The organism is Halorussus sp. AFM4 (genome assembly GCF_051194995.1).
Lineage (GTDB): Archaea > Halobacteriota > Halobacteria > Halobacteriales > Haladaptataceae > Halorussus.
On sequence record NZ_JBNTJT010000001.1, the window covers coordinates 843,907 to 868,393 of the forward strand.

General features: G+C 71.5%; 26 protein-coding genes. 13 read left to right on the forward strand and 13 right to left on the reverse strand.

Features of this window, described 5'->3' with window-relative positions; translation table 11 throughout:
- The first annotated feature begins 59 nt into the window (after positions 1-59).
- A complete protein-coding gene (locus ACQUQF_RS04395) occupies positions 60-1,100 on the forward strand; it encodes a ferredoxin--NADP reductase (protein ID WP_435176115.1) in 1,041 nt (346 codons plus the stop codon).
- 28 nt (positions 1,101-1,128) lie between these two features.
- On the opposite strand, the gene ACQUQF_RS04400 is transcribed toward ACQUQF_RS04395, so the two are convergent.
- From ACQUQF_RS04400 to ACQUQF_RS04415, 4 genes are all read right to left on the reverse strand, one after another.
- A complete protein-coding gene (locus ACQUQF_RS04400) occupies positions 1,129-2,634 on the reverse strand; it encodes a universal stress protein (protein ID WP_435176117.1) in 1,506 nt (501 codons plus the stop codon).
- Between the two features lie 149 nt (positions 2,635-2,783).
- Entirely contained in the window at positions 2,784-3,515 is a 732-nt protein-coding gene (locus ACQUQF_RS04405) for a nucleoside phosphorylase (RefSeq protein WP_435176119.1), read from the reverse strand.
- A 69-nt stretch (positions 3,516-3,584) separates the two neighbouring features.
- Positions 3,585-4,505 carry a carbohydrate kinase family protein gene (locus tag ACQUQF_RS04410; RefSeq protein ID WP_435176121.1) on the reverse strand — a complete coding sequence of 307 codons (921 nt, stop codon included), beginning with the start codon at positions 4,503-4,505 and terminating at the stop codon, positions 3,585-3,587.
- A 192-nt stretch (positions 4,506-4,697) separates the two neighbouring features.
- On the reverse strand, positions 4,698-5,504 hold the full coding sequence (locus ACQUQF_RS04415; RefSeq protein ID WP_435176124.1) for a DUF63 family protein: 807 nt from the start codon (positions 5,502-5,504) through the stop codon (positions 4,698-4,700).
- A 133-nt stretch (positions 5,505-5,637) separates the two neighbouring features.
- Here ACQUQF_RS04415 and ACQUQF_RS04420 point away from each other — a divergent pair, with 133 nt between their 5' ends.
- Complete coding sequence (locus tag ACQUQF_RS04420; protein WP_435176126.1) at positions 5,638-6,555, forward strand: hypothetical protein; 918 nt, start codon at positions 5,638-5,640, stop codon at positions 6,553-6,555.
- On the opposite strand, the gene ACQUQF_RS04425 is transcribed toward ACQUQF_RS04420, so the two are convergent.
- Together ACQUQF_RS04425 and ACQUQF_RS04430 are read right to left on the reverse strand one after the other, a co-directional pair.
- Positions 6,522-7,088 carry a DUF7553 family protein gene (locus ACQUQF_RS04425; RefSeq protein ID WP_435176128.1) on the reverse strand — a complete coding sequence of 189 codons (567 nt, stop codon included), beginning with the start codon at positions 7,086-7,088 and terminating at the stop codon, positions 6,522-6,524. The genes ACQUQF_RS04420 and ACQUQF_RS04425 overlap by 34 nt on opposite strands.
- A 132-nt stretch (positions 7,089-7,220) precedes the next feature.
- Entirely contained in the window at positions 7,221-7,625 is a 405-nt protein-coding gene (locus ACQUQF_RS04430) for an SPW repeat domain-containing protein (protein WP_435176130.1), read from the reverse strand.
- Positions 7,626-7,736: 111 nt separating this feature from the next.
- On the opposite strand from ACQUQF_RS04430, the gene ACQUQF_RS04435 reads away from it, so the two are divergent.
- The gene (locus ACQUQF_RS04435) at positions 7,737-8,345 is read left to right on the forward strand and encodes an NUDIX hydrolase (RefSeq protein WP_435176132.1); all 609 of its coding nucleotides are present in this window, start codon (positions 7,737-7,739) and stop codon (positions 8,343-8,345) included.
- A gap of 299 nt (positions 8,346-8,644) precedes the next feature.
- Positions 8,645-9,967, forward strand: coding sequence for a COG1470 family protein (locus ACQUQF_RS04440; protein ID WP_435176135.1), 1,323 nt, complete (start codon positions 8,645-8,647; stop codon positions 9,965-9,967).
- A gap of 179 nt (positions 9,968-10,146) precedes the next feature.
- On the opposite strand, the gene ACQUQF_RS04445 is transcribed toward ACQUQF_RS04440, so the two are convergent.
- Positions 10,147-10,584, reverse strand: coding sequence for an FxLYD domain-containing protein (locus tag ACQUQF_RS04445; RefSeq protein WP_435176138.1), 438 nt, complete (start codon positions 10,582-10,584; stop codon positions 10,147-10,149).
- Between the two features lie 89 nt (positions 10,585-10,673).
- Between ACQUQF_RS04445 and tgtA the strand changes: the two genes are divergently transcribed.
- The 3 genes from tgtA (at position 10,674) to arcS (ending at position 14,835) form a co-directional block, all read left to right on the forward strand.
- Positions 10,674-12,143: a tRNA guanosine(15) transglycosylase TgtA gene (gene tgtA / locus ACQUQF_RS04450; RefSeq protein ID WP_435176140.1), complete on the forward strand. Its 1,470-nt coding sequence runs from the start codon at positions 10,674-10,676 to the stop codon at positions 12,141-12,143.
- Positions 12,144-12,297: 154 nt separating this feature from the next.
- Positions 12,298-12,990 (forward strand): bacterio-opsin activator domain-containing protein, encoded by a 693-nt coding sequence (locus ACQUQF_RS04455; RefSeq protein ID WP_435176141.1) that lies wholly within the window; start codon positions 12,298-12,300, stop codon positions 12,988-12,990.
- Positions 12,991-13,038: 48 nt separating this feature from the next.
- Positions 13,039-14,835: an archaeosine synthase subunit alpha gene (arcS, locus tag ACQUQF_RS04460; RefSeq protein WP_435176144.1), complete on the forward strand. Its 1,797-nt coding sequence runs from the start codon at positions 13,039-13,041 to the stop codon at positions 14,833-14,835.
- Positions 14,836-14,870: 35 nt separating this feature from the next.
- On the opposite strand, the gene ACQUQF_RS04465 is transcribed toward arcS, so the two are convergent.
- Positions 14,871-15,332 carry an ester cyclase gene (locus ACQUQF_RS04465; protein WP_435176146.1) on the reverse strand — a complete coding sequence of 154 codons (462 nt, stop codon included), beginning with the start codon at positions 15,330-15,332 and terminating at the stop codon, positions 14,871-14,873.
- Positions 15,333-15,668: 336 nt separating this feature from the next.
- Between ACQUQF_RS04465 and ACQUQF_RS04470 the strand changes: the two genes are divergently transcribed.
- The gene (locus ACQUQF_RS04470) at positions 15,669-16,523 is read left to right on the forward strand and encodes a GNAT family N-acetyltransferase (protein ID WP_435176149.1); all 855 of its coding nucleotides are present in this window, start codon (positions 15,669-15,671) and stop codon (positions 16,521-16,523) included.
- Between the two features lie 35 nt (positions 16,524-16,558).
- On the opposite strand, the gene ACQUQF_RS04475 is transcribed toward ACQUQF_RS04470, so the two are convergent.
- Both ACQUQF_RS04475 and ACQUQF_RS04480 read right to left on the reverse strand, forming a co-directional pair.
- Positions 16,559-17,767, reverse strand: coding sequence for a hypothetical protein (locus tag ACQUQF_RS04475; protein WP_435176152.1), 1,209 nt, complete (start codon positions 17,765-17,767; stop codon positions 16,559-16,561).
- Between the two features lies 1 nt (position 17,768).
- A complete protein-coding gene (locus tag ACQUQF_RS04480) occupies positions 17,769-18,173 on the reverse strand; it encodes a MoaD/ThiS family protein (protein ID WP_435176154.1) in 405 nt (134 codons plus the stop codon).
- Between the two features lie 137 nt (positions 18,174-18,310).
- Between ACQUQF_RS04480 and ACQUQF_RS04485 the strand changes: the two genes are divergently transcribed.
- From ACQUQF_RS04485 to ACQUQF_RS04505, 5 genes are read left to right on the forward strand one after another with little or no spacing between them, the layout of a single operon-like run.
- Positions 18,311-18,691, forward strand: coding sequence for a hypothetical protein (locus tag ACQUQF_RS04485; protein ID WP_435176157.1), 381 nt, complete (start codon positions 18,311-18,313; stop codon positions 18,689-18,691).
- 21 nt (positions 18,692-18,712) lie between these two features.
- Entirely contained in the window at positions 18,713-19,174 is a 462-nt protein-coding gene (locus tag ACQUQF_RS04490; protein WP_435176159.1) for a hypothetical protein, read from the forward strand.
- A 30-nt stretch (positions 19,175-19,204) separates the two neighbouring features.
- Positions 19,205-19,516, forward strand: coding sequence for a ubiquitin-like small modifier protein 1 (locus ACQUQF_RS04495; protein WP_435176162.1), 312 nt, complete (start codon positions 19,205-19,207; stop codon positions 19,514-19,516).
- Entirely contained in the window at positions 19,513-19,785 is a 273-nt protein-coding gene (locus ACQUQF_RS04500; RefSeq protein WP_435176164.1) for a hypothetical protein, read from the forward strand. Before ACQUQF_RS04495 ends, ACQUQF_RS04500 begins: the two co-directional genes overlap by 4 nt.
- A gap of 40 nt (positions 19,786-19,825) precedes the next feature.
- Positions 19,826-20,212, forward strand: a complete 387-nt coding sequence (locus ACQUQF_RS04505; RefSeq protein WP_435176165.1) for a hypothetical protein — start codon at positions 19,826-19,828, stop codon at positions 20,210-20,212.
- A 20-nt stretch (positions 20,213-20,232) separates the two neighbouring features.
- Here ACQUQF_RS04505 and ACQUQF_RS04510 read toward each other — a convergent pair whose 3' ends face one another.
- The 3 genes from ACQUQF_RS04510 to ACQUQF_RS04520 form a co-directional block, all read right to left on the reverse strand.
- Positions 20,233-21,504 carry a trans-sulfuration enzyme family protein gene (locus ACQUQF_RS04510; RefSeq protein ID WP_435176167.1) on the reverse strand — a complete coding sequence of 424 codons (1,272 nt, stop codon included), beginning with the start codon at positions 21,502-21,504 and terminating at the stop codon, positions 20,233-20,235.
- A gap of 214 nt (positions 21,505-21,718) precedes the next feature.
- A complete protein-coding gene (locus ACQUQF_RS04515; protein ID WP_435176169.1) occupies positions 21,719-22,264 on the reverse strand; it encodes a GNAT family N-acetyltransferase in 546 nt (181 codons plus the stop codon).
- Between the two features lie 213 nt (positions 22,265-22,477).
- On the reverse strand, positions 22,478-24,409 hold the full coding sequence (locus ACQUQF_RS04520; RefSeq protein WP_435176171.1) for an aldehyde ferredoxin oxidoreductase family protein: 1,932 nt from the start codon (positions 24,407-24,409) through the stop codon (positions 22,478-22,480).
- Positions 24,410-24,487: the final 78 nt, after the last annotated feature.

A 24,487-nucleotide genomic window follows, 5' to 3' on the forward strand; every position in this document is an offset into this window, starting at 1 on the left:
GCGACTCGGGCGCCTCCGGCTATCGCCACGTATTTCCTGTCCCGGGGCCCGCTTTCGGTATGGTCGCACCGGTACGGGACCACGAGTCCCAGCACGACGCCATCGACGACCTCCCGCTGGTCACCAGGTCGGCCCGCGTCACGGACGTCACCCGGATGGACCGCGACCGGCGAGCGGAGGCCACCGCCGCGGTCGCGCGCTGGCTCGAGGACCGCGGGGTCGCCGACGAGTACGGTCCGGTCGAGGGGGCCGACGACTGCAGGCGGCTGTCGGCCCGGCTCGGTCGCGACGGCCGTCCGGCGCTCGCCCGCCGGGTCGCGACGCTCGCCGAGCGGTTCGAGCGGTCCGGACCCATGCTCGCGGCCGTCCGGTTCCGGACGGAGGCGGACGTCGACTTCCTCGCCGGGCAGTACGTCGGTGTCCGATACCGCGGCACGTCGCGGGCGTACTCGCTGGCGAGTTCGCCCACGGAGGAGGAGCTGGAGATCTGCGTCCGGCGGGTCCCGGACGGGCGGCTCTCGCCGCGGCTCTGCACCGACCTGGCCGTCGGCGACGAGCTGACGATACGCGGCCCGTACGGCGAACTGGTCCTCCAGGACCCCTCCCCGCGGGACGCGGTGTTCCTCGCCACCGGGACGGGGGTCGCGCCGTTCAAGAGCATGATAGACTACCTCTTCGAGACCGGCCTGGACGAACACGCGGGGACCAGACGGGACGTCTGGCTGTTCCTCGGGGCGGCCTGGGAGGACGACCTCCCGTACCGGGAGGCGTTCCGCGAACTCCACCGGACCCGCGAGAACTTCCACTTCGTCCCGTGTCTGACCCGCGAGCCCGTCCTCTCGGAGTGGGACGGCGAGACCGACTACGTCCAGCACGCGCTGCTCAAGCACACCGACCGGACGGCGGTGACCGCCGGCCTGGGCGAGCACTGCGAGCGCTGGCTCCGGGAGCCGCCGCGATCCGGCGTCGACGCCCGCATCGACCCGGCGAACGCCGAGGTGTACGCCTGCGGCATCAACGCGATGGTCCACGACCTCGTGAGGACCGCCGAGCGACTCGGTATCCCGGAGTCCCGGATCGAATCAGAAGGGTTCGGATAGCCGGTCCCGGAGGCGGCCGCCGACCGCGTCAGCCCCGGTGGACGACCGCCACGTCGCAGTCGAGGTCGTGGATGCGCTCGAACGTCGGCGGCGAGACGAACCGCGAGGCGGCCGACCGGTCGGTGCTCGCGCCCACGATGACCAGGTCGTAGTACTCGTCGTTGGCCGCGAGGAACGACTCGATGGACGCCCGCGACACCCGGGTCTCGAACGACCCCTCGAACGTCTCGACCAGGTTCGCCAGCGTGGCCTCGGCCGACCGGCGCTCGTTCTCCCGGTCGATGCACGTGCAGACGCTGATGGACCCCGCGAGGCCGGTGAGCCGCTGGGCGAAGTCGATCATGGCGTGGGCGGTGTCGCCGGGCCGCCGGATCGGGACCATCACCCGCTTCCAGCGCTCGCGCGACCCGCCGGCCGACCGGAACGCGATGGCGTCGATGTCGCTGCGGAACAGCCCCCGGACGAACCCCGACAGGCTGCCCCTCTCCTCCTCGTAGGGGGTGACCACGAGGTCGCAGTTGGTCTCGCGGGCGGTCTTGAGCACCGTCCGCGCGGGGTCCTCGCCGTCGCCGACCACGACCACCTGGCAGGGGACCCCGACCTTGGTCTCGATGCGGTTGGCCTCGGTCTCCAGGCGCTGGGCCGACTCCTCGGCGACCTGGACCTCCTCGGTCTCGGCGCCCTCGGCCTCGGCGGCCACCGGGTCCACGAGTTCTGTGTCGGCGTCGCCGGTCGGCACCTGCATGGTCCGGGCGGCCTCCTCGATGGCCTCCCGGTCGACCACGTCGAGCAGGACGACCTTCCCGGCGTCGTGGGCCGCCGCGAGCCGCGCGCCGAACATGGCGGCCTCGTGGCTCCGCTCGCCGCGCATCGGGACCAGGACGTGGTCGTCGCCCTTCGTCGACTGGTAGAGGAAGCGCGACCGGCGCTCGTAGAACTGCTCGCGCCAGACGTGGAACGCGCCGGCCACGATGGTGCTGGCGACGAACACCGACACGACGAACTGGAGGAAGAACTCGTCGAAGCCGACCGGGTCGCTGAACGCCGGCGCGATGAGCGCCAGCAGCGCGGTCGAGAACGCCGAGGGCTCCTCGAAGTCGAGCGCCCACGTCACTCCGCCGGTGAGGAAGATGGCCAGCGCGGCCTCGACCGGCGAGACGAGCAGGCCGCTCGCGCCCAGCGGGTCCCGCATCGACGTGTGGAGCCCGACCCAGATGGCGAGGGTGCCGCAGAGCGCCCCGGCCGTGAGGCCGCCGACGAACTTGGTCGGCGAGGCGTACCTGCCCTCCGGCTCGGCGAACAGGGTGAACGTGCCCGACGCCAGCGGCGGGAACAGCACGAACGGCAGCACGTCCACGGAGTTCGCGAGGGCGGTCACGGCCGCGATGAGCAGCGGGACCAGCAGCAGCACCGAGAGGTGGATGAGGTTGGAGGTGTGCTCGATCCACCGGCGGAACTCCCGCACCTCGCGCCGCTCGAACCGGCGCAGCCGCCGGCGAGCGGCGTGATACCGCGAGCGCAGACCGTCCGACATTACCGACACGTCGGCGGTCGCGCCTCAAGTATCTGTCCGCTCGCGGACCGGCGTCTCCGACCCGGAAGCCGGCGAACGCCGGCCGTCGCCGGTGCCGCCGGCGCACCGGGCCGGGAGGTCGGTCCGGCCGCTCGGCGCGGGCCGCGCGGCTACGCCGCGAGGTCGACCACGGCGTCGAGCGAGATGCGGATGGCGCGCTCGACGTTGTCCCTGGCCTTCTCGGGGAGCTCGTCGTCCTCGGTCTCGCCCTTCTGGGTGCCCTCGACCAGGTTGCCGTCGACGGTGCAGATGGCGCCGGCCCGCATGTCCCGCCGGCGCGTCAGCGAGAAGACGGCGGCGGCCTCCATCTCGACCGAGAGGATGTTGGCGGCCTCCCAGTCGGCGACGTACTCGTCGGTCTCGGCGTAGAAGGCGTCGTCGCTCGCGATGGGGCCGACGTGGACGTCCTCGTCGTTGGCCTCCGCGGAGTCGACCAGCGCGGTCAGGACGTCGTAGTCGGGCACTGCGGGGTACTCGACCGACTCGTAGCGCTTGCTGGTGCCCTCGTTCTTCGCCGCGCCGGTCGCGACGATCATGTCGCCGATCTCGATGCCCTCCTGGAGCGCGCCGGTCGTGCCGACCCGGATGACGGTCTCGACGCCGACCTCGCAGAGCTCCTCGACCGCGATCGCCGCGGAGGGACAGCCGATGCCGGTCGAGCAGATCGTGAGGTCGGTGCCCTCGTAGGTGGCGTTGACGACCTTGTACTCGCGGTTCTCCGCGACGACCTCGGAGCTGTCACAGAGGCCGGCGATGCGGTCGACCCGGCCGGGGTCGCCCGGGATGAGCGCGATGTCGTTCACGTCGCCCTCCTCGACGAGCAGATGGGGCTGTTTCGCCATGGGGGTGGGTTCTCGCGAGCGGGAGAAAAAGCGTGCGGGTTCCGACCGGGTGGGTCGTCGAGCGGCGTTTCAGGCCTGACCGGGGAACTGCTCGTCGAGGAACGCCTCGACCTCCTCGAAGGTCGGCGCGGTCCGGGCGCCCTCCTCGGTCGCGGCCAGCGCGCCGCAGGCGTTGGCGAACTCTAGCGCGCGCTCGTAGTCGGCGCCCTCGGCCAGGACCCCGCCGTCACGGAGCAGCACTGCGAGGAAGCCGGCGGCGAAGGCGTCGCCCGCACCCGTGGTGTCGACCGCCTCGGCGTCGAAGCCCGGGTGGTCGTAGGAGGCCGCGGGCGTGTCGACCCGGGCGCCGTCCTCGCCGTACTTGATGACGACGACCCGGCCGTGGAGCTCCGAGGAGGGGTGTTCGAGGTCGCTGTCCAGCAGCGCCCGGGCCTCGCGGTCGTTGAGGAAGACGACGTCGGAGTAGGCCAGCGCCTCGGTGTAGTCCCGCTCGGCGAGCCGCCGGCCGGGGTCGAAGCTCACGCTGACGCCCGCGTCGGTCGCGACCCCGGCGAGCTCGGCGGCGGTGTCGGGCCGCTGGCTGGTCAGGTGGAGGTGGTCGGCCCCGGCGACGTACTCGGGGTCGACGTCAGTGGGTGCGACCGCCTCGTTGGCGCCCTCGTTGCCCAGCACCATCACCTCGCCCTCCTCGTCGACGATGAGGTACTTGGTGGTCGTCTCGGCGTCGGGCACCTCCAGCAGGTGCGAGCAGTCGACGCCCGCGGCCTCGAGCCCCCGGCGGGCGAACTCGCCGGTCTCGTCGTCGCCGACGCTGCCGATCAGGCCGGCGTCGAAGGCCATGCCGGCCAGCGCGACCGAGACGTTGGCGGCGCTGCCCCCGCCGGACCGGATCTGGGAGTCGATGCGGGCCTCGCCGTCGGGCGTCGGGAGGGCGTCGACCCGGAGGGTCACGTCCCAGTTGACGTGGCCTGCGGTGACTACGTCGACCATGGCTGGCGACCGTGGCGGCGATTTGCGCGCGACATACCGCCACGGTACGCACCCGGCCGTCAAAACGCTGGCGGGAACGCGAATCGAGGCCCCAGCCGGCGTCGGAAACCGCAGTGCGAGTCGAGTAGAAACGGCGCAGGGTCGACTGCCGGAGTTCGGAGAGACCGGCAGTTGCCGCGATGGAGCGGGCGGCTACCCGGTCACGACGAAGAGTAGCAGGTTGTGCGCGCCCGGGCCGAGGCCGACCGCGGCCACCGCCCCGAGCAGCAGGAACCCCTGCCGGGGGTCCTCCCGGACGAAGTCGGCGAACAGCACCACCACGACTTCGGCGATGACGAGTTTCACGAGCACGAACAGCCACCCGACGCCGATGGCCTCGGCGGTCGGCAGCGACGCCGCCACCTCGAGCACCGCCCGCGAGATCGGGGTCCGCTCGCCGAACCCGAGCAGGTCGACGCCGACCGCGGTCGACACCGCGTCGAGCGCGTGGCCGAACAGCGCCAGCGCGCCGACCGCGCCGGTCGCGGCGGTCACGCCCGGGTAGGTCCGCCGGGTCGCGGCCCAGAGCGCCGCGGCCAGCAGCGTCGCCACGACCAGCCCGACCAGCGGCCAGAACAGCCGGAGGCCGTCCGGGGCGCCCCGGGCCAGCGCGTAGCCGACGACCCCGAGCGCGGTCAGCGTCCCGACCGCGGCCAGCGGCCGCTCGGGGGCCGCGTCCGACCGAATCGCCGCGAGCCAGACGACGCCGGCGACGGCGAACGTGGAGAGGTAGACCGCGGGCGTGCCGAGCAGCGGTTCGACCGCCGCGGGCGCCCAGCCGAGGACGAACAGCGCGTGGAGGCTCGACCCGACGACCACCCACGGCGCCAGCGCCAGGACGGTCCGGTCGGAGACGGCCGGGTCGGCCCGGACCAGCGCCCCGCCGACCAGCCCCACCGCCGCCAGCAGGACCACCAGGTACGGCAGCGGCGGGAGCGCGAACCCCTCTGGAAGCACCATGGCGGAGACAGCGGAGCGCGGGGCCGAAAGGTTTGCGATACGCGGGACCGGGCGCCGCGGTCGGGTACCAGACTCCGGTCGTGGGTCCGTGTCCGACAGAAAACATTTACCGGCACCCGCGGAACCCGCGGCCATGCGACGCCGCACCCTCCTCGCCCTGACTGGATCCTCCGTCGCGGGTCTCACGGGCTGCCTCGGCGGAACGCGGACCGGTGGGACGACCGACTCGACCACTGACGCGGCGACGGGAACCACGGCCGACTCGACCGGGACGACCGACCGACGCACCACAGACGAGACCACCGTGAACGCCGACGTTTCGATCGCGGTCGACGCCCTCCAGCCGGGACTGGTGACGAGGGGCACGCCCGACTCCATCGGAGTCCACCCGACCGACGGCCAGTACCTCCTGCTCGACGTGACCGCCGAGGGTCCCGCGCCGCCGTCGGCCGACGACTTCGCGTTCCAACTCGGCGAGACGGCGCGCATGCCGGTCACGATGGAGCAGTCGCGGCGCATCTGGCGGTTCCACGGCGAGAAGAACTGGCGCTACGACGGGGACTCGGGCGAGGGGCTGCTCCTGTTCGAGCTGCCGGAGTCGGTCGAGTCCGGGGAGCCGGACGAGGCCGCGCTCGCGTGGCCCGGCGGCGAGTGGCGGCCCGACGACGAACTCCGGCGGCGGCTCGTCAGTCCGGAGCCGTCGTTATCGGTCTCGGCCGACCTCCCGGACGAGGTCGTGGCCTCCGAGAACCCGACGATCAGCGTGAGCGTGACCAACGACAGCGACGTGCCGGGCCGGTTCGTCGCCGGGCTGAACCGCGCCGGTCCGATGGTCGCCCACACGCCCGTGTCGCGGATCTCGATGCTCGTTCCCGCCGGCGAGACGAAGACCTGGAAGCTGAACGACGACTCCCTCATGGGCGGCCCTTCGGACGAGAACGTCGGCGACGGCGACCCGGACATGACCTACTACCTCGACTGGGGCGACGAACGCGTCGAGCGCAACGTCCGGTACGTTCAGCCCGCGACCTCGACGACCGAGACCCCGTAGAGGCTGGCCTCGCTCGGCACGTCGACGTCGAAGTGGATGCGCTGCTCGACGCCCGCCGGGAGGTCGAACGCCGGCCCCTCGACCGTCCCGACCTCCTCGCCGTCCTCGTCGTAGAACGCCGCGACCGGCACCACCTCGGTGTCGTCGCCGGTGTTGGCCACCGTGGCGGTCAACGTCACCTCGCCGACGGGCGGCAGTCCGGCCGGGCCGACGTCCTCGGCCTCCTCGACCCCGGAGTCGACGACCGCGAGGTCCTCGTCGGTCTGCTCGCGGCTCTCCCGGTAGATGTGGATGCGGTTGCGCGCCGACCGGAGGGCGCGAGCGGCCTCCTCGTCGTCCAGCAGCTCCTCGACCCGGAGCAGTTCGTTGTCGATCACGTCGAGGTCGCCCTCGACGTCGCCCAGGTCTTGGTCGGCGAACGCGTCGAGCCGGTCGTACACCGTCTCGAGCTCGTCGTCCAGGTCGGCGTCGGTCTCCTCGCGGGCGCGGCGCAGGTCGTCTCGGATGTCGAGTATCGGTGGTATCGAAGCCACGGTCTCTCCCGTCAGAACTCCGGCCGCGACCCGGAAGTGTGCTCCGGCCGCGGCGGCTTCGCGCCGGACGCGGACGCAGCCGTCGCTCCGAACGCGCGACGAACGCCGCGAAAAACGACCGGCTGAACTCGGCTACCGGGTCTCCGCGTCGGCGGTCGGCGTGCGACGCTCGACGCCCCGGGACCGGTACGCGTTGTAGCCGGCCAGGACCGCGACCAGCGCGCCGCTTATCACGTCGCTCCAGAACGAGGCCGCGCCGGTCGTCTCGAAGAGGAACGGCGCGACGACCATCCAGAGGCCGAGCAGCGCGACCAGCGACGCGGCGCCGGTGTTGATGCCCTCCGGGTCGTCGGCCTGGAGCGCGTTGTAGCCGGCGATGATGCCGATGGCGGCGCCGACCACGACGTCGTTCCAGAAGTTGGCCGCGGGTATCGGTGCGAAGACGAACGCCCCGACCACGATCCAGCCGCCGATCAGGGCCGTCGCCGCCGAGACGTACCCCCCGATGTCGTCGTCTCTCCGTGTCGTTTCGCTCATGCTGGGACCCCCGTTCGGAGTTGGCGCGGGACGTCGATAAATCGAACGGGCACCGGGGAGCCGCCCGGCCGAATGACACCTTTTTTCGCGTTCGCCGCGAGACGAACGGGTATGACCGACGAGAACGCCCCGGGCGAGCGCGCGCCGGACGGCCGGTCGACCGGCGAGCGCCCGTCGGACGACCCGCTGGCGTGGGAGCTGCTCGACTCGGAGGTCGCCTACTCCTGTCCGGGCTTCGACGTCCGGCGCGAGCGGGTCCGGCTCCCCGACGGCACCGAGACCGACTTCGACTACCTCGCCGAACCCGAGAGCGTCGTCGTCCTCCCGTTCACGCCGGACGGCGACGTGGTCGTGATCGAGGAGTGGCGCCAGCCCGTCCGGCGGGTCAACCGGAGCCTCCCGGTCGGCGGGACCGAGCCCGACGACGGGGACCTCGCGGCCGCGGCCCGCCGGGAGCTCCGCGAGGAGACCGGCCACGAGGCCGACGGCGTCGAGCTGCTCACCAGCGTCGAACCCGCCAACGGCGTGGCGAACTCCGTCCTGCACTTCTTCGTGGCCCGGGGCTGTACGCCGACCGCCGAGCAGCAGCTCGACGCCGACGAGTCCATCCGGGTCGACACCACGACGTTCGAGGCGCTGCGCGACCACGTCGCGAGCCGGGAGATCCGCGACGCCCGGACGACCCTCGGCGTGCTCTACTACGAGGCGTTCGGCGACTGACTCGCGGACCGCTCGGCGACCGAACGGCGGAGTCTGGCGACTGAGAGGGACAGCGCTCAGCGAGCGACGGGCCAGCGTTCGGTGGGCGGCGGGCCAGCGTTCGGCGAGCGAGCGACCGGAGAACGTCGGCGAGCCGGAATTATAGACCGTCAGAACGGTATCAGGGAGGAATTAACCGGTCGAATCATAGCTCGTAAAACATTTAAGCCTTACCTGAGTTACATCAAACGAGCAACTCCGCCACCGCGACTGCCCTCCACACTCGGGAGCCGTCCGTGAGCGCGAGTTGCGTTAGAGACATGAAACTCCGAACGCTAGCCCTCATCGTACTGGTCGTCGGGTCGGTACCCGCCGCGACGGCGCTGACCCCGTCGGCCACCGACTCGACCGCCCTGACAGACTCGACAGTATCGGCAGCACAGGACGCGAACGAGACGACCGAGACCGCCTCGGACGCGGGGTCGGACGGCAGTTCGGCGTCCGACTCGGACGACTCCGACGAGCAGTCGACGGACTACACCAAGCTCTACGTCGAGAGCGACTACGACTATCCGGAGCTCAAGCCCGGGGAGTCGACGACGTTCAACGTCACCGTCGCCAACCGCGAGGACGCCGAGGTCGAGCTCGACCCGCACGTCTACGTGCCCCCGGTCGGCGAGAACCTCCTCGAGAAGTCGTGGGTCTCCATCGAGGGCGACTCGACCGTCGCCGCGGGCGGAGAGACCACCTTCACCGTCACCGTCTCGGTCCCGAAGGACGCCCAGATGGGCCACTACAGCGGCCAGATCGCGTTCACCAACGAGACGGTGACCTACCCCGGCCGCCCCGCCCGCCCGGTCCACGCCGCGGGCATCAGCGTCGAGGTCTGGAAGAAGCCGACCGTCGAGATCGTCTCGAACACCTACCTCCGCGGGCAGGTCGAGGCCGGCGACACCGCGACCAAGCAGATCGTCATCGAGAACAACGGCGACGAGACCGTCCCGCTCAGCCCGCAGTACAAGACCGAGCGCGACCGGTACCACGGCAGCAGCTCCTCGAAGATCGACCCCTCGTGGGTCGACATCGACGCCCCGTCGAGCATCGGCGCGGGCGAGACCGCGACCGTCACCGTCACGTTCTCCCCGCCGGAGGACGCCGAGAGTAACCGCTACCGCGGCGAGCTCGACCTCGGTCTGAAGGACCCCCACCGCGACGACGACAACAACTACTGGCAGCGCGTCAGCATGAACTTCGACGTCTGGAACCAGCCCGACGAGCCGTTCGAGACGTCGTTCGACGTGAGCGAGGACGCCCAGAACATCACGCTCACCCTCTCGCCGCGGTCGGGCTACGGCACCAGCAGCGACTCCGAGCCGGCGAGCTTCGACGTGACGTTCGTCAAGCCCGACGGCACCGCGGTCGACGCCGAGCGCGTCCGCGTCTCCGACAGCGGCTACGTCGACCTGAGCGAGTCGAACGACCCCAACGCCCAGCAGCAGGGCGAGTACTCGTTCCGCAGCGGCGGCCAGCAGTTCGTCTACCGCATCGACGACCCCGAGGCCGGCAGCTGGGACCTCCGGGTCATGCCCGAGAACGTCATCGGGTTCAGCTACGAGATCACCCGGAACGAGACCGCAGAGTAAGCGATTCGCGGACTCATTTTTTGGCGGCGTCGTACCGTCGGCCGTGACGGCGGGTGTACCGTCGACCAGAACGACGCGTAGTGTATCGCGCGAATCGTAGTTTATCGCGCAGCCCCGTCGGCTCTCGGCGAGAAATATCCGCGTTTAATGGGCGAACAGCGGGACGGCGGCCGACGGCCTCAGTCGCCGGTCTCGACCGCGAGCGAGTAGTCGGCGACCGCGCGGGCGTCCTCGCCGGTGCCGGGGTAGACCAGCTCGAACGACCACGTCCGGCCGGGCGAGAGGTCCGACGCGTTCGCGGTCGCGCTGTCGAGCGGTTCACCGTCGGCGTCCTCGAACGTCGCGGTCACCGTCGCCTCCGGGACCGTCTTCTCGGAAACGTTGCGGACCGTCCCGGTCACCCGGGCCAGTTCGCTCTCGGACCCCTCGTTCGACCGGACGAGCTCGCTGCTCGCCAGTTCGAGCCGGGGCGCGGGGTCCGTCGTGGCGGTCGGCGTCGCGTCGGTCGTCTGCGATTCGGTCGGGGACTCGCTGTCCGTCGGGTCGCCGCCGAGGCGACCGCCACAGCCGGCGAGGGCGGTCGCGCCGACGACGCCGAGGAGGGCGCGGCGTCGCATGGTCTCACGTCGGACAGCTCACAGATAAACGTTCTGAGTGGCGCCGGCGAACGGAACCCTTACCCGCCCACTCCGGCAACAGCGGGGCAATGAGAGACCACTTCGAGATCCGCGACCACGACGCTAACGGTCGCATCGGGGAGCTGACGGTGCCCCGGGCCGGCGTCACCGTCGAGACGCCCGCGCTGCTGCCCGTGGTCAACCCCCACGTCCGGACGGTCGAGCCCTCGCGGCTCGGATCGGAGTTCGGCGCCGAGATACTCATCACCAACTCCTACATCTTCTACGGCAGCGAGGACTACCGCGAGGCGGCGCTCGACCGCGGCCTCCACGACGTGCTCGGCTTCGACGGCGCCATCATGACCGACTCGGGGTCGTTCCAGCTCGCGGAGTACGGCGAGATCGACGTGACCACCCCGGAGATCCTCGAGTTCCAGCGCGACATCGGTTCGGACATCGGGACGCCAGTCGACATCCCGACGCCACCGGACGTGCCCCGCGAGCGGGCCGAGGAGGAGCTGGCGACCACGCAGGAGCGGCTGGAGGTCGCCGAGGGCGTCGACGTCGGCGAGATGTTGGTGAACGCGCCGGTCCAGGGGTCGACCTACCCCGACCTCCGGGAGGAGGCGAGTCGCCACGCCGAGGCCACCGACCTCGACGTGTTCCCGGTCGGCGCGGTGGTCCCGCTGATGAACGACTACCGGTACGCCGACATGGTCGACGCGGTGGCCGCGGCCAAGCGCGGGCTCGGGGTCGACGCGCCGGTCCACCTGTTCGGCGCGGGCCACCCGATGATGTTCGCGCTGGCGGTCGCGATGGGCTGTGACCTCTTCGACTCGGCGGCCTACGCGCTGTACGCCCGCGACGACCGCTACCTCACGGTCCGGGGCACCGAACTGCTCGACGACCTCGACTACTTCCCCTGCTCGTGTCCGGTCTGCACCGACTACACCCCCGCCGAACTCCGGGGCCTCGACGACCGCGAGCGCGAGGAGCTGCTGGCCGAGCACAACCTCCACGTCACCTTCCGGGAGATGCGGACGGTCAAGCAGGCGCTCCGCGCCGGGAACCTGCTCGAACTCGTCGAGACCCGGGCCCGGGCCCACCCGGCGATGCTCGACGGCTACCGCGCGCTGGGCGACCACGCCGCCCAGCTCGAGCGCGAGGACCGGACCTCGAAGGGCGCCTTCTTCTACCTCTCGGGCGAGAGCGCCCGCCGGCCCGAGGTCGCGCGCCACCACGACCGGCTGGCGCGGCTGGACCCCGAGGGCGACGTCCTGCTGACCGAGGGCGGCCCCAGCGACCGCTACGACGAGTCCTGGCGGGTGGTCGCGCCGTTCGGCCCGTTCCCGCGGGACCTCTCGGAGACCTACCCCCTGACCGCCGAGGTGCCCGAGCGCATGGACGCCGAGGGGTACCGGTCGGCCGCCGAGGGGGTCGCCCGGCTCGCCGAGGCGAACCCCGACGCGGCGTTCACGCTGGCCCATCACGGCTGGCCAGCCCACGCGCTGGAACTGGTACCCGAACGGGTCGAGACGGTGGACCTGAGCCGGTCGTAGAACGGCCGTCCCGTCGCGCTACCGTATCTCCTGTCGCAGCGCCACCGCCGCGAGGCCGCCCCCGCCGAGCACGGAGCTGTCGACCGCGTCCGCCGCCGACGTCGCCGGACGCTCGGCTACAACGCATTTCCGTCTGAGCGTGGTAGCGGGGTGCATGAGCACCATCGCGCAGCTCGGCGTCCCGGCCGAGGCGTTCGCGCTCCGGGAGACGCTCCCCGAGGTCCCGGACGTCGAGGTCGAGGCCGAGCGGGTCGTCGCCCACGACGACGGCCGCGTGATGCCGTTCGTCTGGGCCGCCGGCGACGACCTCGACGCGTTCGAGGACGCCCTCGCCGACGACCCCTCGGTCGAGAACGAGCGGCGGCTCACCGAGCTGGCCGACGGCCGGTTCTACCAGATGGAGTGGGTCGAGTCGGTCGAGGTGCTGCTCCACTCGATGACCGAGCACGGCGCCGCGGTGCTGAAGGCCCGCGGGCGCGACGACCGGTGGCACCTCCGCATCCTGTTCCCCGACCGCGAGGCCGTCTCCCAGACCAGGGACTTCTCGGCCGACCGCGAGCTCGGCATCGACGTCGAGCAGATCCACGAGCTCGACCGGCGGGACACCCAGGGACAGTTCGGGCTGACGACCCAGCAGTACGAGGCGGTCACGACCGCGCTGGAGTCGGGCTACTACGACGTGCCCCGGGGCACCTCGGCCCGCGACCTGGCCGACGAGCTCGGCATCTCCCACCAGGCGCTGTCCGAGCGGCTCCGGCGTGGCCACGGGACGCTGGTCGGGAACGCGCTGACCGTCGGGGCGGCGGACGACGAGGCGGAGGACGAGCCCGAGCGGGTCGTCGAGTAGCCGATCCGTCTCGCAAGATAGTTGCCCGTCGGCCCCCGACCCGGAGGTATGACCGACTACTTCGAGGTCCACGACCGGGACGGCCCGGCGCGGCTCGCCGAGCTGCGGCTCGCCGACCCGGTGACCACTCCGGCCGTCGCCGACGGGTTCGTCGCGGACGCCGGCAGCCTCTGGACCGCCGACCGCGAGCTCTCGGAGGGGAGCGACGACGAGCTCACTATCCTGCCCCACCGGGGCTTCCCGAGCGGGACCGACGAGGAGGTGATGGCGTCGTTCGCGGTCGAGTACCCCGACGTCGACTACCCGAGCGCCGCTGTCGTCGCGCCCGAGACCGCCGAGGACTTCGGGACCGACGCCTACGTCCTGTCGGGCGCCCAGGGGTTCGTCGGCCACGGCGCGGGGTTCAAGGACGCCGTCATCGAGACGCGCGAGGCGATCCCGGCCGACAGCGCGCTCTACCTGCCGGGCGTCGCCACGCCCGCGAACGTCGCCACGCTGGTCTACGCCGGCGTCGACCTCGTCGACACCGACCGCGCGGTGGTCGCCGGGACGCAGGGCGAGTACCTCACCACCGAGGGCACCCACTACCTGGAGGACCTCTCGGAGCTGCCCTGCGCCTGTCCGGCCTGCCAGCAGCCGGTCTCGGAGTTCACCCGCGAGGACTGCGCCGACCACAACGTCAACGCGCTCCGCGCGGAGCTGGGCATCGTCCGCGAGCGCGTCCGGAACGGCCGGCTCCGCGACTACATCGAGGGGCAGGCCCGCCACGACCAGTGGCTCACCGCCGCGTTCCGGGAGTTCGACCAGCAGTGGAGCTACCTCGAACAGCGCACGCCCGTGCTCCGGGACGCCGAGCTCTCGGCCGCGACCGAGGACACCATCCGGCGGGTCGAGATCCAGCGGTTCGCCGAGCGGGTCACCACCCGGTACCGCAACCGGTTCGACAACCCGCTGGTGCTGGTGCCCTGCTCGGCGACCAAGCCCTACAGCGAGTCCCAGAGCCACGGCCAGTTCCACGACGCGATCCAGTTCCGGGGCCACACCGTCTCGATGACCTCGCCCATCGGCGTGGTCCCCCAGGAGCTCGAACTGACGTACCCGGCCCAGCACTACGACTCGGTGGTGACCGGCCGGTGGTCCGAGGACGAGAAGGAGTTCGTCGCCGAGGTGCTCCGGCGCTACCTCGAGCGCAACGAGTATCCCAGGGTCATCGCTCACGTCCCCGAGGAGGGGTACCGGGACGTCTGCGAGCGCGTCGAGGACGCCCTGGGCCTGGAGTTCGAGTACACCGTCGAGGACCACCCCACGACCACCGAGTCGCTGGGCAACCTGATGCGGACCCTCGACGGCGAGCTCAAGTACGGCAAGCGCGAGCGCCAGCACAACACCGTGAAGGCCATCGCCGACTACCAGTTCGGCGGCGTCGACGAGCGGGGCTCGTCGGCTCGCGGGACGTCGTCCCGCGGTGGCGCCGGCGACGCCCTGTTCGAGGACATCCGGACCCAGGCCCGCTACCCCAAGCTCCGGGTCCACGACAGCGACGGCGAGCAGCTCGCGGCGATGGTGCCCCAGTACGGCGTGCTGTCGCTCACCCTCGAAGGCGCCCGCCGGTGGGTCGACTCCGACGCCCCGACCAAGCGCGTCGAGATCGACAGCTTCGCGCCCCACGGCAGCGTCCTCGCGCCGGGCGTGGTCGACGCCGACGACGACATCCGGGTCGGCGACGAGGTCGTCGTCGAGGGACCGAAGGCGTTCGCGGTCGGCCGGGCCGAGATGTCCGGGCCGGAGATGGCCGAGAGCACCCGCGGGATCGCGACATCGGTCCGCCACGTCGAGGAGAAGTAGTCGCGGACGCCGTCGACTGACGGGCGGCCGCTCGCTCAGTCGTCGGCCGGCAGCTCGGACGAGAAGAGGTCCTCCGGGACGGCGCCGACCTGCATCAGCATCGGCAGCATGCCGACCTCCTGCCACGTCTCGGCGAGCTTGCCGTCCTCGAACCGGTCGATCTCGATGCCGGTGATCGTCACCTCCTCGTTCGTGGGCTCGATGTTCCCCATCTCGCCGACGTGGGTGCCGGTCTGCTTCCAGCGGATCACGACGTGATCGCCCGTCGAGAGGAGCTGCTCGATCTCCAGGCGCCCGTCGACGATGCCGGCGCCCATCTCGGCCATCTGTCGGTAGCCCTCGCGGCCGCCGGGCCACTCGGCGTCCTCCGGCATCGACGGGTCGTGGAGGACGTAGTCCTCGGCGACGAGTTCGTCGACGGCGTCGTAGTCGTGGTTCTGCCAGACCTCCTCGAAGAGCCGCCTGGCGGCGGCTTCGTTGTCCTCGGCTGTGGTCATGCTGTCTCCCCCGCGCTCTGACGGGTTACAGCGGCGGACGCGCCGTGATCGCTTAGTTATGAACCGCGAGTCCGGTGGAACTCGATCTTACCGAAGAGCGGCCTCGCGTCCACAACCCGTTGGCGAGCTATCACGATGGGGCTTCCCGTCGGTATCGGGCGGCTGTCGACCCAGACCGCGAGCGGTCCCGGTTCGGCGCTCGGCACTCCCTCCGAACGTCGCGGTCGTTCCGTTCAGTTTTCACTCGTCAGTCAGTAAATGCTCGGACGTATCCGGCCCATACCCGCGCGTATCCGGTGAATAACCTTGGCGCCGCGCGGCGTACCCGGGGACGACATGGGCACACCGCAACTGGAGTTCGACAGCGACGTGGCCGACCGCATCTACCGGTACGTCGAGCGCCACGGGTCGGCGACCCGCGAGGAGGTCCGCGACGCGGTCCGGGTCGAGGAGACCGCCGGCGCCAAGCCCCCGCGCTCGGGCACCGAGCCCGAGGGCCGGCTCCCGGTCGCGGAGTTCGGCGAGCACGTCGACGAGCTCCTCGACGACGGACTGCTGACCGAGCGCGACGGCCGGCTCTACGTCTCGCCCGACGCCGAGGAGCGCATCCACGAGGCCGACGGGTTCGAGTACGTGACGCGGCCGGCGCGCGAGGACGACCGCGAGGCCATCGCCGAACGCATCCGCGAGACCGCCGAGGAGGGCGCCATCGTCGTCGACGAGCGCGCGGCCGACGCCATCGAGGAGGACGGCGCGCTCATCCGGCTCAACGAGCGGGAGTCGCGGATGTTCTTCGTGGCCGAGATCCGGCGCGGGGGCGACGACGAGGGGGACGCGAGAGGGGAAAGCGACGGGGAGGACGCGAGCGACGGCGACCGCGAGGTAATCGGATGGGTCCACCTCCAGGGGTTCGAGCTGCCGGCCCGGAGCCACACCGCCGAGCTGACCGTGGGCGTCGCCCCCGAGTACCGCGAGCGGGGGGTCGGCGGCACGCTGCTCGAGCGCGGCATCGAGTGGGCCGAGGAGGAGGACTGCATCAAGGTGTACCAGAGCCTGCCCGCGACCAACGAGGACGCGCTCGAACTGCTCGACGAGCACGGCTGGGAGCGCGAGGCGACCCGGGCCGACCACTACGAGATCGACGGCGACCTCGTCGACGAGGTCCAGCTGGCGACCCGGCTGGACGAGTGAGGGGGTAGCCCGGCCCCGGACCGCCCGACCGACCGTCACCGCTCGGCGAACACGCCGAGCACCAGCCACGCGAACAGGCCGGCGCCGACCAGCGCGCTCGCGCGACCGGCGACGACGGCCCCGTCCGCCGCGGCGAGCGCGCCGCCGAGTTCCCCGAGCAGGCCGACGCCGACCAGCGCGGCCGAGACCAGCGCGGTCCGGTCCGAGGCGCCGGGGAAGGTCCCGACCGTCGGCGGGTAGAACTGGTAGGTCGCGCCGACGACGGTGAGGCCGAGGAACCCGAGGACGTTGAGCCGGAAGTGGGCCTCGACCAGCTCGAACCCCGTCCCCGAGAACGCGAAGTGCAGTCCGACGAGCACGCCGAGCGCGCCGGCGGCGACGCCGACCAGCACGGCGTAGAACCCGACCCGGCGGCGCTCGGAACGGCCGAACAAAACGGCGTAGGCCGCCCCGAAGCCGAGGACCGCGAGGGCCTCGAGCGCCGCGCCGGCGCGGAACCACGCTCCGCCGTAGAGGTGGCTCGCGAGCAGCGCCGGCCCGACCGCCCCGGCCGGCAGGACGACCCCGACCAGCGCCCGCGGCGGCGAGGCCACCAGGAACCGGGGGAACAGCCGGAACCCCACCGCGAAGACCAGCAGCGCGGCCGTCCCCGCGGCCAGCAGGTGGGCCGTCCGCGCGAACCCGAGCGAGGCGAACCCCGGGAGCCCGAGGTGCGGGGCCGCCGTGGCGTAGGCCCCGGCGAGCAGGTACGCCAGCACGACCGGCACGAAGGCGTTGGCGACCCGGTCGACCGGCCGGCGCTCCGCGTTGGCGTCGCTCGTGCCGGTCTCCCGGCCGGTCGGGTTGTCCCGGACGGTCCAGGCCAGCGCGGCGACGAAGACGGCGGCGCCGGCGGCCCAGAGGACCGCGCCGGCCGGGCCCGCGAGGTCGGGAACCCCGGGGAGCGGCCCGGCCGCGAGCCCGACCGCCCCGACCGCGGTGAGCGGGAACTGGACCGCCGGCGCGCGCTCGACCGCCAGCGTCCGGTCGAAGTACGACGGCACCAGCGAGTAGGCCTTGCCGAACACCGCGTGGAGCACGAACCCGTGGACGGCCAGCGCGACCCGGGTCTGTCGGGGGACGCCGCCCGCGCTCCCGATGCCGGAGACGGTCGCGGCCAGCGCCGCGACCTGCCAGGCGACCAGGAACAGCGCGCTCGCGGCGACGAACCGCCGCGCCCACCGAGTCACCGCGCCGGCGCTCATCTCAGCAGCAGAAGATGAACGGGTACATCAGCGAGACGCGGTCGCCGTCCCGCAGCGTCGTGTCGAGGCCGTCTAAGTGCTCGTTGAACTGGCCGTTGACCGCGACCCGGGCGTACGTCCGGGTCTGCTCGCCCTCGGGGTTCTTGGCCCACTTGCCCGGCAGTTCCTCGGGCGGGTCGGCCCACCCGCGGGTGGTCGCCTCGTCCTCGGTCTCGGCGATGAGCAGGTCGGCCACGTCGTACTCGGCGAAGAACGCGTCGAGGAGCTCCCTGAGCGTGGTCCCCTCGAAGGTGAACGCCAGCTCCGGCTCGCCGACCGCGGTCCGGACGTGGCCGGTGCACCGGACCTCGACGGTGGTCTCGGGCTCGCGAGTCGACGCCTCGGAGGCTCTCGCTTCGGTTTCCATACCGGGACGTACGCGCTCCGTCGCCGAAAAGACCGCTTCGAACATGTTCGGCGTGTCGTGACGGCCGAAGCTGCGACGCGCCCTCGCCCCTCCGCCGCGACCGTAGCTATTTGGGCCGCGACGGCCAAGGCACGGGCATGGACGAGATCTCGCTGACGGTGCCCGACCCCATCGTCGAATCGCTGCCGGCCGACGGCGAGGACGCCGCCCGCGACATGGAGCGGGCGGTCGAGGGCTGGGAGCGCCGGCTCAACCGGGTCTTCGAGGAGGGCGACGACGACGAGGCCGCGAGCGCGGTGGTCGACGCCCTGGAGCGGTTCGAGGACCGGTGGGAGCAGTACGACGACTTCGTGGCCGAGCTCCGGGCCTGGGGCCAGTCGCCCATCTACGCGATGGCCTGGCGCGACCTGATGGCGGCGCTGATGCGCCAGCTCTACGACCACGAGGACCTCGGCGAGCGCATCGACCGCGAGCGCCACGCCCGCATCGTCAGCGACGGCATCCGTCCCGGGCGGTAGCGCGGGAGGCGCGACACCCCCATGACCGACGACAGATCGGACGCGCTCGACCGGGTCCGCCGGGCGAAGGCCGGCCAGCCACGCGACCGGTGGCTCGACGGCGGCGCGGTCGCGGCGGGGCTGGTCGCCGCGCTCGGCCCGCAGACGATCCCCGCGTTCGCGGTGGCCGTCAGCCTCCCCCGAGCGGTCGCGACCGGGCTCGCGCTCGCCACGCTGCTGACCGTCCCGGTCGGGGCGTACGTCGCGGGCTACCTCGGCGGGCCCGGCGGTCGCCGCGGAGCGCGCCACGGCGGCGTCGCGGTCGCGGCCGCGGTCGTCCTGGGGGCGGCCGCGAGCGTCTGGCTCACCGGCGGCGAGGTGGCGGGAGACCTCGGCAGCACATCGTTCCCGGCCGCCGCGGTACTGGCGACCGCAGCCGGTGGTCTCGTCGGCGGCCTCGCCGGCGCGCTCGGCGGGCGGCGCCGCGGCCCCGACGCACGATAATTTATGCTCGCGGCGTCCCAAGGTCGTGACGTGACGCTCGAACTGCGCTTCTTCGCCAACTTCCGGGAGGCGGTCGGTCAGAAGACCCTCGAACGCGACTACCCCGACGGCACCACCGTCGGCGAGGTGCTGACCGACCTGGTCGAGGAGTACGACCTCGACGTCTTCGAGGACGGCGACATCAGGCCCCAGCTATCGGTGATGAAGAACGGCAAGGACGTGGTCCACATCGACGGCCGCGATACGCCCCTCGACGACGGGGACACGCTCAGCGTCTTCCCGCCGGTCGCGGGCGGCGCGGGTCCGCAGCAGTCCTCGCCGTCGGTCGACATCGAGCGATGACCCGGGTCGAGAAGTCCTACCGGGGCATCTCCGAGCGCCTGGCGCGGCGGTACCTCTCGAACCTCGGCGGCGAGATCGCGGACGGCGACGAGACGGGCGACGGCGACGTGGTCGCCGACGACTGGCGGGCGAGCCTCTCCTCGGAGAAGGTGAGCGTCGGTCCGTCGGTCACGCTGACCGAGGTCACGGTCGTCTTCGAGGGCGACGAGGCGACCCTCGACGAACTGGTCGAGGAGTTCTCCCAGAAGGCGATGCGGGCCGGCGGATGAGCCCGGCCGAACCGACCGCGACCCCGCGGCCTCCCCGACGATGACCGAGGACAACCCCATCGAGGGCCAGATACTGGTGCTGACCGCGGCGAAGGCCAGCGTGGCCGGCGACCGCGTCCCGGACCTGGTGGCCGAGGGCCGGCGGGCCGCGGAGGTCCGGGCCGACGACCTCCGGCGGCGCTACGAGTCCGTCCACGAGGACGACGTCCGGACCGTGCTGCTCGCGCCCGAGGGGTTCTGGGCCGAGGTGGGCGAGGACCTCGGCTGGTCCGAGCGCGAGCGCGAGGCGGTCGCCCGGGCGAACGCCGAACAGCTCCTCCGGGTCGGCAGGCGCGAGGACCGCCGGGAGGAGTTCGAGACCGCGCTGGAGCTCCGCGAGGCGGTCGTCGTCGGCAGCGACCGGGAGCGCGAGACACGGGAGCAGTAACGGGGTCGGAGCGGCCGCGCTCAGTCGCTGACCGCGGTCCCGGCGTCGGTCGCCGACGCCTCGCCCGCCTCTTCCATCGCCGCGAAGCCGCGTTCGAGGTCGGCGACCAGGTCCTTCGGGTGCTCGATGCCGACGGAGACCCGGAGCAGCCCGTCGGTGATGCCGAGCTCGGCGCGCTCCTCGGCCGGGAGCGGCGAGTGGGTCATGCTCGCGGGGTGCTCGATGAGGCTCTCGACGCCGCCGAGGCTGACCGCGAGCGTGAACTCCTCCAGCGCCGCGACGAACCGCTCGACCGCCGGGAGGCCGCCCTCGAGCTCGAAGGAGAGGACGCCGCCGTGGCCGTCCATCTGCTCGTTCGCGAGGTCGTGCTGGGGGTGCGAGTCCAGGCCGGGGTAGTGGACCGCCGAGACCGCCTCGTGGGCCTCCAGGTACGCGGCGACCTCCGCGGCGTTCTTCTCGTGCTGGCGCATGCGCAGCGGCAGGGTCTTCAGCCCCCGGAGCACCATGTAGGCGTCGAACGGCGCCATCACGTTGCCCAGCCCGACCTGCTGGAGGAAGCCGATCTCGGCCGCGAACTCGTCGTCCGAGGTGACCGCGACGCCGCCGAGCGAGTCGCTGTGGCCGTTGATGTACTTCGTGGTGCTGTGGACGACGACGTCGGCGCCGAGTTCGAGCGGGCGCTGGAAGTACGGGCCCATGAAGGTGTTGTCGACGCCGAGCAGCGCGCCGTGCTCGCGGGCGATGTCGGCCATCGCCTCGACGTCGCAGAGCTTGAGCAGCGGGTTCGTCGGCGTCTCCATCCAGAGCAGCGCGGTGTCGTCGGTGGTGGCGGCCCGGACCGCCGCGGGGTCGGTGGCGTCGACGAAGTCGACCGCGACGTTCAGCCTGTCGCGGAACAGCTCCTTCAGCATCGTGTTGGTGCCGCCGTAGAGGTCGTCGAAGGCGACGATCCGGTCGCCGGGCTCGACCGCGGCCATCACGGTCGCGACCACGGCGCTGGTGCCCGAGGCGAACGCCATCGCGCGGTCGCCCCCTTCGAGCGCGGCGACGCGCTGCTCGACCGCGTGGCGGGTCGGGTTCGACAGCCGCGTGTAGAGGAACTCGTCGGCGCCGGGGTCGAGGTCCTCCAGCGCGGTGTCCGTGTCGATGCCGTCGACCGCGTAGGTCGAGGCCAGGTGGATCGGCGACGTCACGTCGCCCACCCCGTTATCGAGGTCGGGCTCCTCGCCGCGGGTCACCGCGAGGGTCTCGAAGCGCCTGCCGCCGGGGCCGGTCGAGTCGTCGGAGGACATACGGAATCATCTGAACTCCGGTGCTCCCCCACATCATTCCTTCGACTGCGCGATGCATCGAAAGAATATGTATCTGCGAAAGATTACCAAAGAGAATACCGGCAGAAATTGCCGAGGGCACGGCGGAAATTTCATCGCCGCGCGGCGCCGGACGGAACTCGCGCGCGGTCCGCGACCGACGACCGCGCGGGCGAGCCGGTGACTCCGAGGCCGGTCAGTACGCCTTGGCGTAGACGTGCTCGGTCCGGGTGGTCCCGTCGAGCTGGGTCTCGGCCTCGCCGGTCTTCTCGAAGCCGCGGTCCTCGTAGAAGGCGTTGCCCATCTCGTTGTCGGCCAGCACCATCGCCTGGATGCGCTCGGCGCCCATCGCGGTCAGGCGCTCCTCCACCGCCTCCAGCAGGGCCGAGCCGATGCCCTCGCCCCACCGGTCCGGGCGGACCGACAGCCTGAGGACGTCGCCCTCGTCCTCGTCCGTCGCGCCGTGCGCGAACCCGACGACCTCGCCGGCTCGCGGTTCGCTCCGCTCTCCGCTCGCGTCCTCCGAGGCGCGTCGCGCCTCGCCGTCCTCGTCCGTGGCGACCAGGCACACCTGCTCGTCGTCGCCCAGGAGGCGCGTCATCGTCTCCTCGGCGTACCACTGCGAGACGGCGTCCTCGATGACCGACTCGGGAACGGCGTCGCCGTAGGCCTCCGTCCACGCCTCGCGGGCGAGCGATCTGATGGTCGGGATGTCGTCGTCGGTTGCGTCTCGAATCTGCATGCGGCGCGCTACCACGGGGACCGGGTTAGCGATAGCGGTCGGATTCGCCGGACGGCGTGCCAGAAGGTGGAGACGTCGTGCGAGCGAGACGTCAGTCCCCTGTACCGCGATGGACACGGATGTCGGGCGGTCGCCTGGACCGCCTCGCCGGCGGTCGCCGGCCGGTGCTGTTCGAGCGAGCGCGAAAGAAAGCGAATCGGTCGCGGGTGCGGTTCAGTCGTCGCCGGAGGCGGCCGCGCCGCCGGAGCTGACGCCGGTGCCGGGGCCGACGTCGATGCCGAGATCCTCGAGCTTCTCGTCGGGGACGACGCCGTCCTCCCAGCCGCGGACCTCGTAGTACTCGTCCTTGAGCTGGTCGAGCTCGACGAGCTGGCCCTCCGAGCCGCCCTGCCCCGGGATGGCCTTCTCGTTGCCCTCGACGAACCGGGCCGGCAGGTCGTCGTCGCTGCCGTCGAAGCCGACCAGGTTGTTGTAGTAGCGCTCGAGGTTGTAGATGCGCTCGCCGGCCTCCAGCAGCTCGTCCTCCGAGAGGTCCCGACCCGTCATGCCGTTGTACTGCATGATGTACTCCTCGATGCCCTCCGCGAAGGCGTTGAACTTGCAGATGTCGAACGAGTCGCTGATGGCGTGGAGGTCCTGGAACGTCGCGCAGAGCTCGCCCTTCCCCTCGGGCTCGTGGGGGTCGACCTTCTCCGGGATGCCCAGGATCTCGGCCGCCGGGGTGTACCCCCGGAGGTGGCAGGCGCCGCGGTTCGAGGTGGCGTAGCCGATGGCCATCCCCTTCATCGACCGCGGGTCGTACGCGGCCATGGTCTGGCCCTTCACGTCGAGGCTCATGTCGGGGTCACCGAGCTCCTCGGCGGCCCGCATCGCGCCCTCCGCGAGCAGGTCGGCCAGGTCGTCCTCGCGGTTGGCGACCCGCTCGATCATCTCGATCATGGTGTCGGCGTCGCCCCAGTCGAGGCCCTCGTCGAGGTACCCCTGCTCGGTGGCCTCCATCGCCATGGCCATCGTGTTGCCCATGTCGATGGTGTCGACGCCCATGTCGTTGCACCGGTCGATCATCATCGCGACCTTGTCGCGGTCGTCGTTCATCGAGTTCGGGCCGAGCGCCCACGCCGACTCGTACTCGTAGGACTCCATCCGGACGTTGTGGTCCTCGCCCTTGTGGCGGACGTTGACCTCGACCTCCTTCTTGCACGCCACGGGGCAGGAGTGGCAGGTCGGCTCGTCGACCAGGATGTTCTCCCGGACGTTCTCGCCCGAGACGTTCTCGGCGTCGATGTTGGGTTCGCTGGGGTCCTCCTCGGCCTCGCTGTGGGTCGAGGTGTTCCTCGCGTTCCGGGTCGGCAGCCCGTCCATCTCCTCGGTCAGGTTCATCAGGACGTTGGTGCCGTACATCGAGAGGCCGCCCTCGTTCGGGGCGGTGACGTCCGACTCCTGGATGACCTGCATCGCCTGCTTGTGGCCCTCCTGGAACGTCTCCTGGTCGGCGGGCTTGGGCATCTTGGTCGCGGACTTGACGACCACGGCCTTGAGGTTCTTCGAGCCCATGACGGCGCCGGTGCCGCCCCGGCCGGAGGCCCGGTCGTCCTCGTTCATGATGCAGGCGTACCGGACCTGGTTCTCACCGCCCGGCCCGATGGCCATCACCGAGAGGTTCTTCCCCACTTCCCCGTCGACCTCGTCGCCGAGCTCGTCGATGGTGTCGTGGACGCCCCACCCCCAGACGTGGGAGGCGTCGCGGAGTTCGACTTCGCCGTCCTCCACGACGGCGTAGACGGGGTCCTCGGCCTTCCCCTCGAAGAGGAGGCCGTCGAAGCCGGCCCACTTGAGCCGCGCCCCCGACCAGCCGCCGTGGTGGGAGTCGGTGACGGTGTTGGTGAGCGGCGACTTGGTGCAGACCGCGATCCGGCCGCTCATCACGGTCTGGGTCCCCGTCAGCGGCCCGTTCATGAACGCCAGCAGGTTGTCGGGGCCGAGCGGGTCGACGTCCGGGCCCTGGTCGAACACGTACTTCACGCCGAGGCCGCGGGCGCCGATGTACTTCTTCGCGTCTTCGTCGTCGATGCTCTCGTAGTCCACCCGGTCGTCGCTCAGGTCGATCCGCGCGACGTTGTCTTGGAATCCGCCGAGGTCGGTCATGGTAACGTTCTGTAATTGTATTCGGCCGGTATCCTGTTAGTCGTTACCGTGGCGTTGTAACCGGAACCGGTTACGTCT

Coding starts and splice junctions, on each gene's coding strand:
- ACQUQF_RS04395 (WP_435176115.1), top strand. CDS start 60: ATGGTCGCACCGGTACGGGACCACGAGTCCCAGCACGACGCCATCGAC.
- ACQUQF_RS04400 (WP_435176117.1), bottom strand. CDS start 2,634: ATGTCGGACGGTCTGCGCTCGCGGTATCACGCCGCTCGCCGGCGGCTG.
- ACQUQF_RS04405 (WP_435176119.1), bottom strand. CDS start 3,515: ATGGCGAAACAGCCCCATCTGCTCGTCGAGGAGGGCGACGTGAACGAC.
- ACQUQF_RS04410 (WP_435176121.1), bottom strand. CDS start 4,505: ATGGTCGACGTAGTCACCGCAGGCCACGTCAACTGGGACGTGACCCTC.
- ACQUQF_RS04415 (WP_435176124.1), bottom strand. CDS start 5,504: ATGGTGCTTCCAGAGGGGTTCGCGCTCCCGCCGCTGCCGTACCTGGTG.
- ACQUQF_RS04420 (WP_435176126.1), top strand. CDS start 5,638: ATGCGACGCCGCACCCTCCTCGCCCTGACTGGATCCTCCGTCGCGGGT.
- ACQUQF_RS04430 (WP_435176130.1), bottom strand. CDS start 7,625: ATGAGCGAAACGACACGGAGAGACGACGACATCGGGGGGTACGTCTCG.
- ACQUQF_RS04435 (WP_435176132.1), top strand. CDS start 7,737: ATGACCGACGAGAACGCCCCGGGCGAGCGCGCGCCGGACGGCCGGTCG.
- ACQUQF_RS04440 (WP_435176135.1), top strand. CDS start 8,645: ATGAAACTCCGAACGCTAGCCCTCATCGTACTGGTCGTCGGGTCGGTA.
- ACQUQF_RS04445 (WP_435176138.1), bottom strand. CDS start 10,584: ATGCGACGCCGCGCCCTCCTCGGCGTCGTCGGCGCGACCGCCCTCGCC.
- tgtA (WP_435176140.1), top strand. CDS start 10,674: ATGAGAGACCACTTCGAGATCCGCGACCACGACGCTAACGGTCGCATC.
- ACQUQF_RS04455 (WP_435176141.1), top strand. CDS start 12,298: ATGAGCACCATCGCGCAGCTCGGCGTCCCGGCCGAGGCGTTCGCGCTC.
- arcS (WP_435176144.1), top strand. CDS start 13,039: ATGACCGACTACTTCGAGGTCCACGACCGGGACGGCCCGGCGCGGCTC.
- ACQUQF_RS04465 (WP_435176146.1), bottom strand. CDS start 15,332: ATGACCACAGCCGAGGACAACGAAGCCGCCGCCAGGCGGCTCTTCGAG.
- ACQUQF_RS04470 (WP_435176149.1), top strand. CDS start 15,669: ATGGGCACACCGCAACTGGAGTTCGACAGCGACGTGGCCGACCGCATC.
- ACQUQF_RS04475 (WP_435176152.1), bottom strand. CDS start 17,767: ATGAGCGCCGGCGCGGTGACTCGGTGGGCGCGGCGGTTCGTCGCCGCG.
- ACQUQF_RS04480 (WP_435176154.1), bottom strand. CDS start 18,173: ATGGAAACCGAAGCGAGAGCCTCCGAGGCGTCGACTCGCGAGCCCGAG.
- ACQUQF_RS04485 (WP_435176157.1), top strand. CDS start 18,311: ATGGACGAGATCTCGCTGACGGTGCCCGACCCCATCGTCGAATCGCTG.
- ACQUQF_RS04490 (WP_435176159.1), top strand. CDS start 18,713: ATGACCGACGACAGATCGGACGCGCTCGACCGGGTCCGCCGGGCGAAG.
- ACQUQF_RS04500 (WP_435176164.1), top strand. CDS start 19,513: ATGACCCGGGTCGAGAAGTCCTACCGGGGCATCTCCGAGCGCCTGGCG.
- ACQUQF_RS04505 (WP_435176165.1), top strand. CDS start 19,826: ATGACCGAGGACAACCCCATCGAGGGCCAGATACTGGTGCTGACCGCG.
- ACQUQF_RS04510 (WP_435176167.1), bottom strand. CDS start 21,504: ATGTCCTCCGACGACTCGACCGGCCCCGGCGGCAGGCGCTTCGAGACC.
- ACQUQF_RS04515 (WP_435176169.1), bottom strand. CDS start 22,264: ATGCAGATTCGAGACGCAACCGACGACGACATCCCGACCATCAGATCG.
- ACQUQF_RS04520 (WP_435176171.1), bottom strand. CDS start 24,409: ATGACCGACCTCGGCGGATTCCAAGACAACGTCGCGCGGATCGACCTG.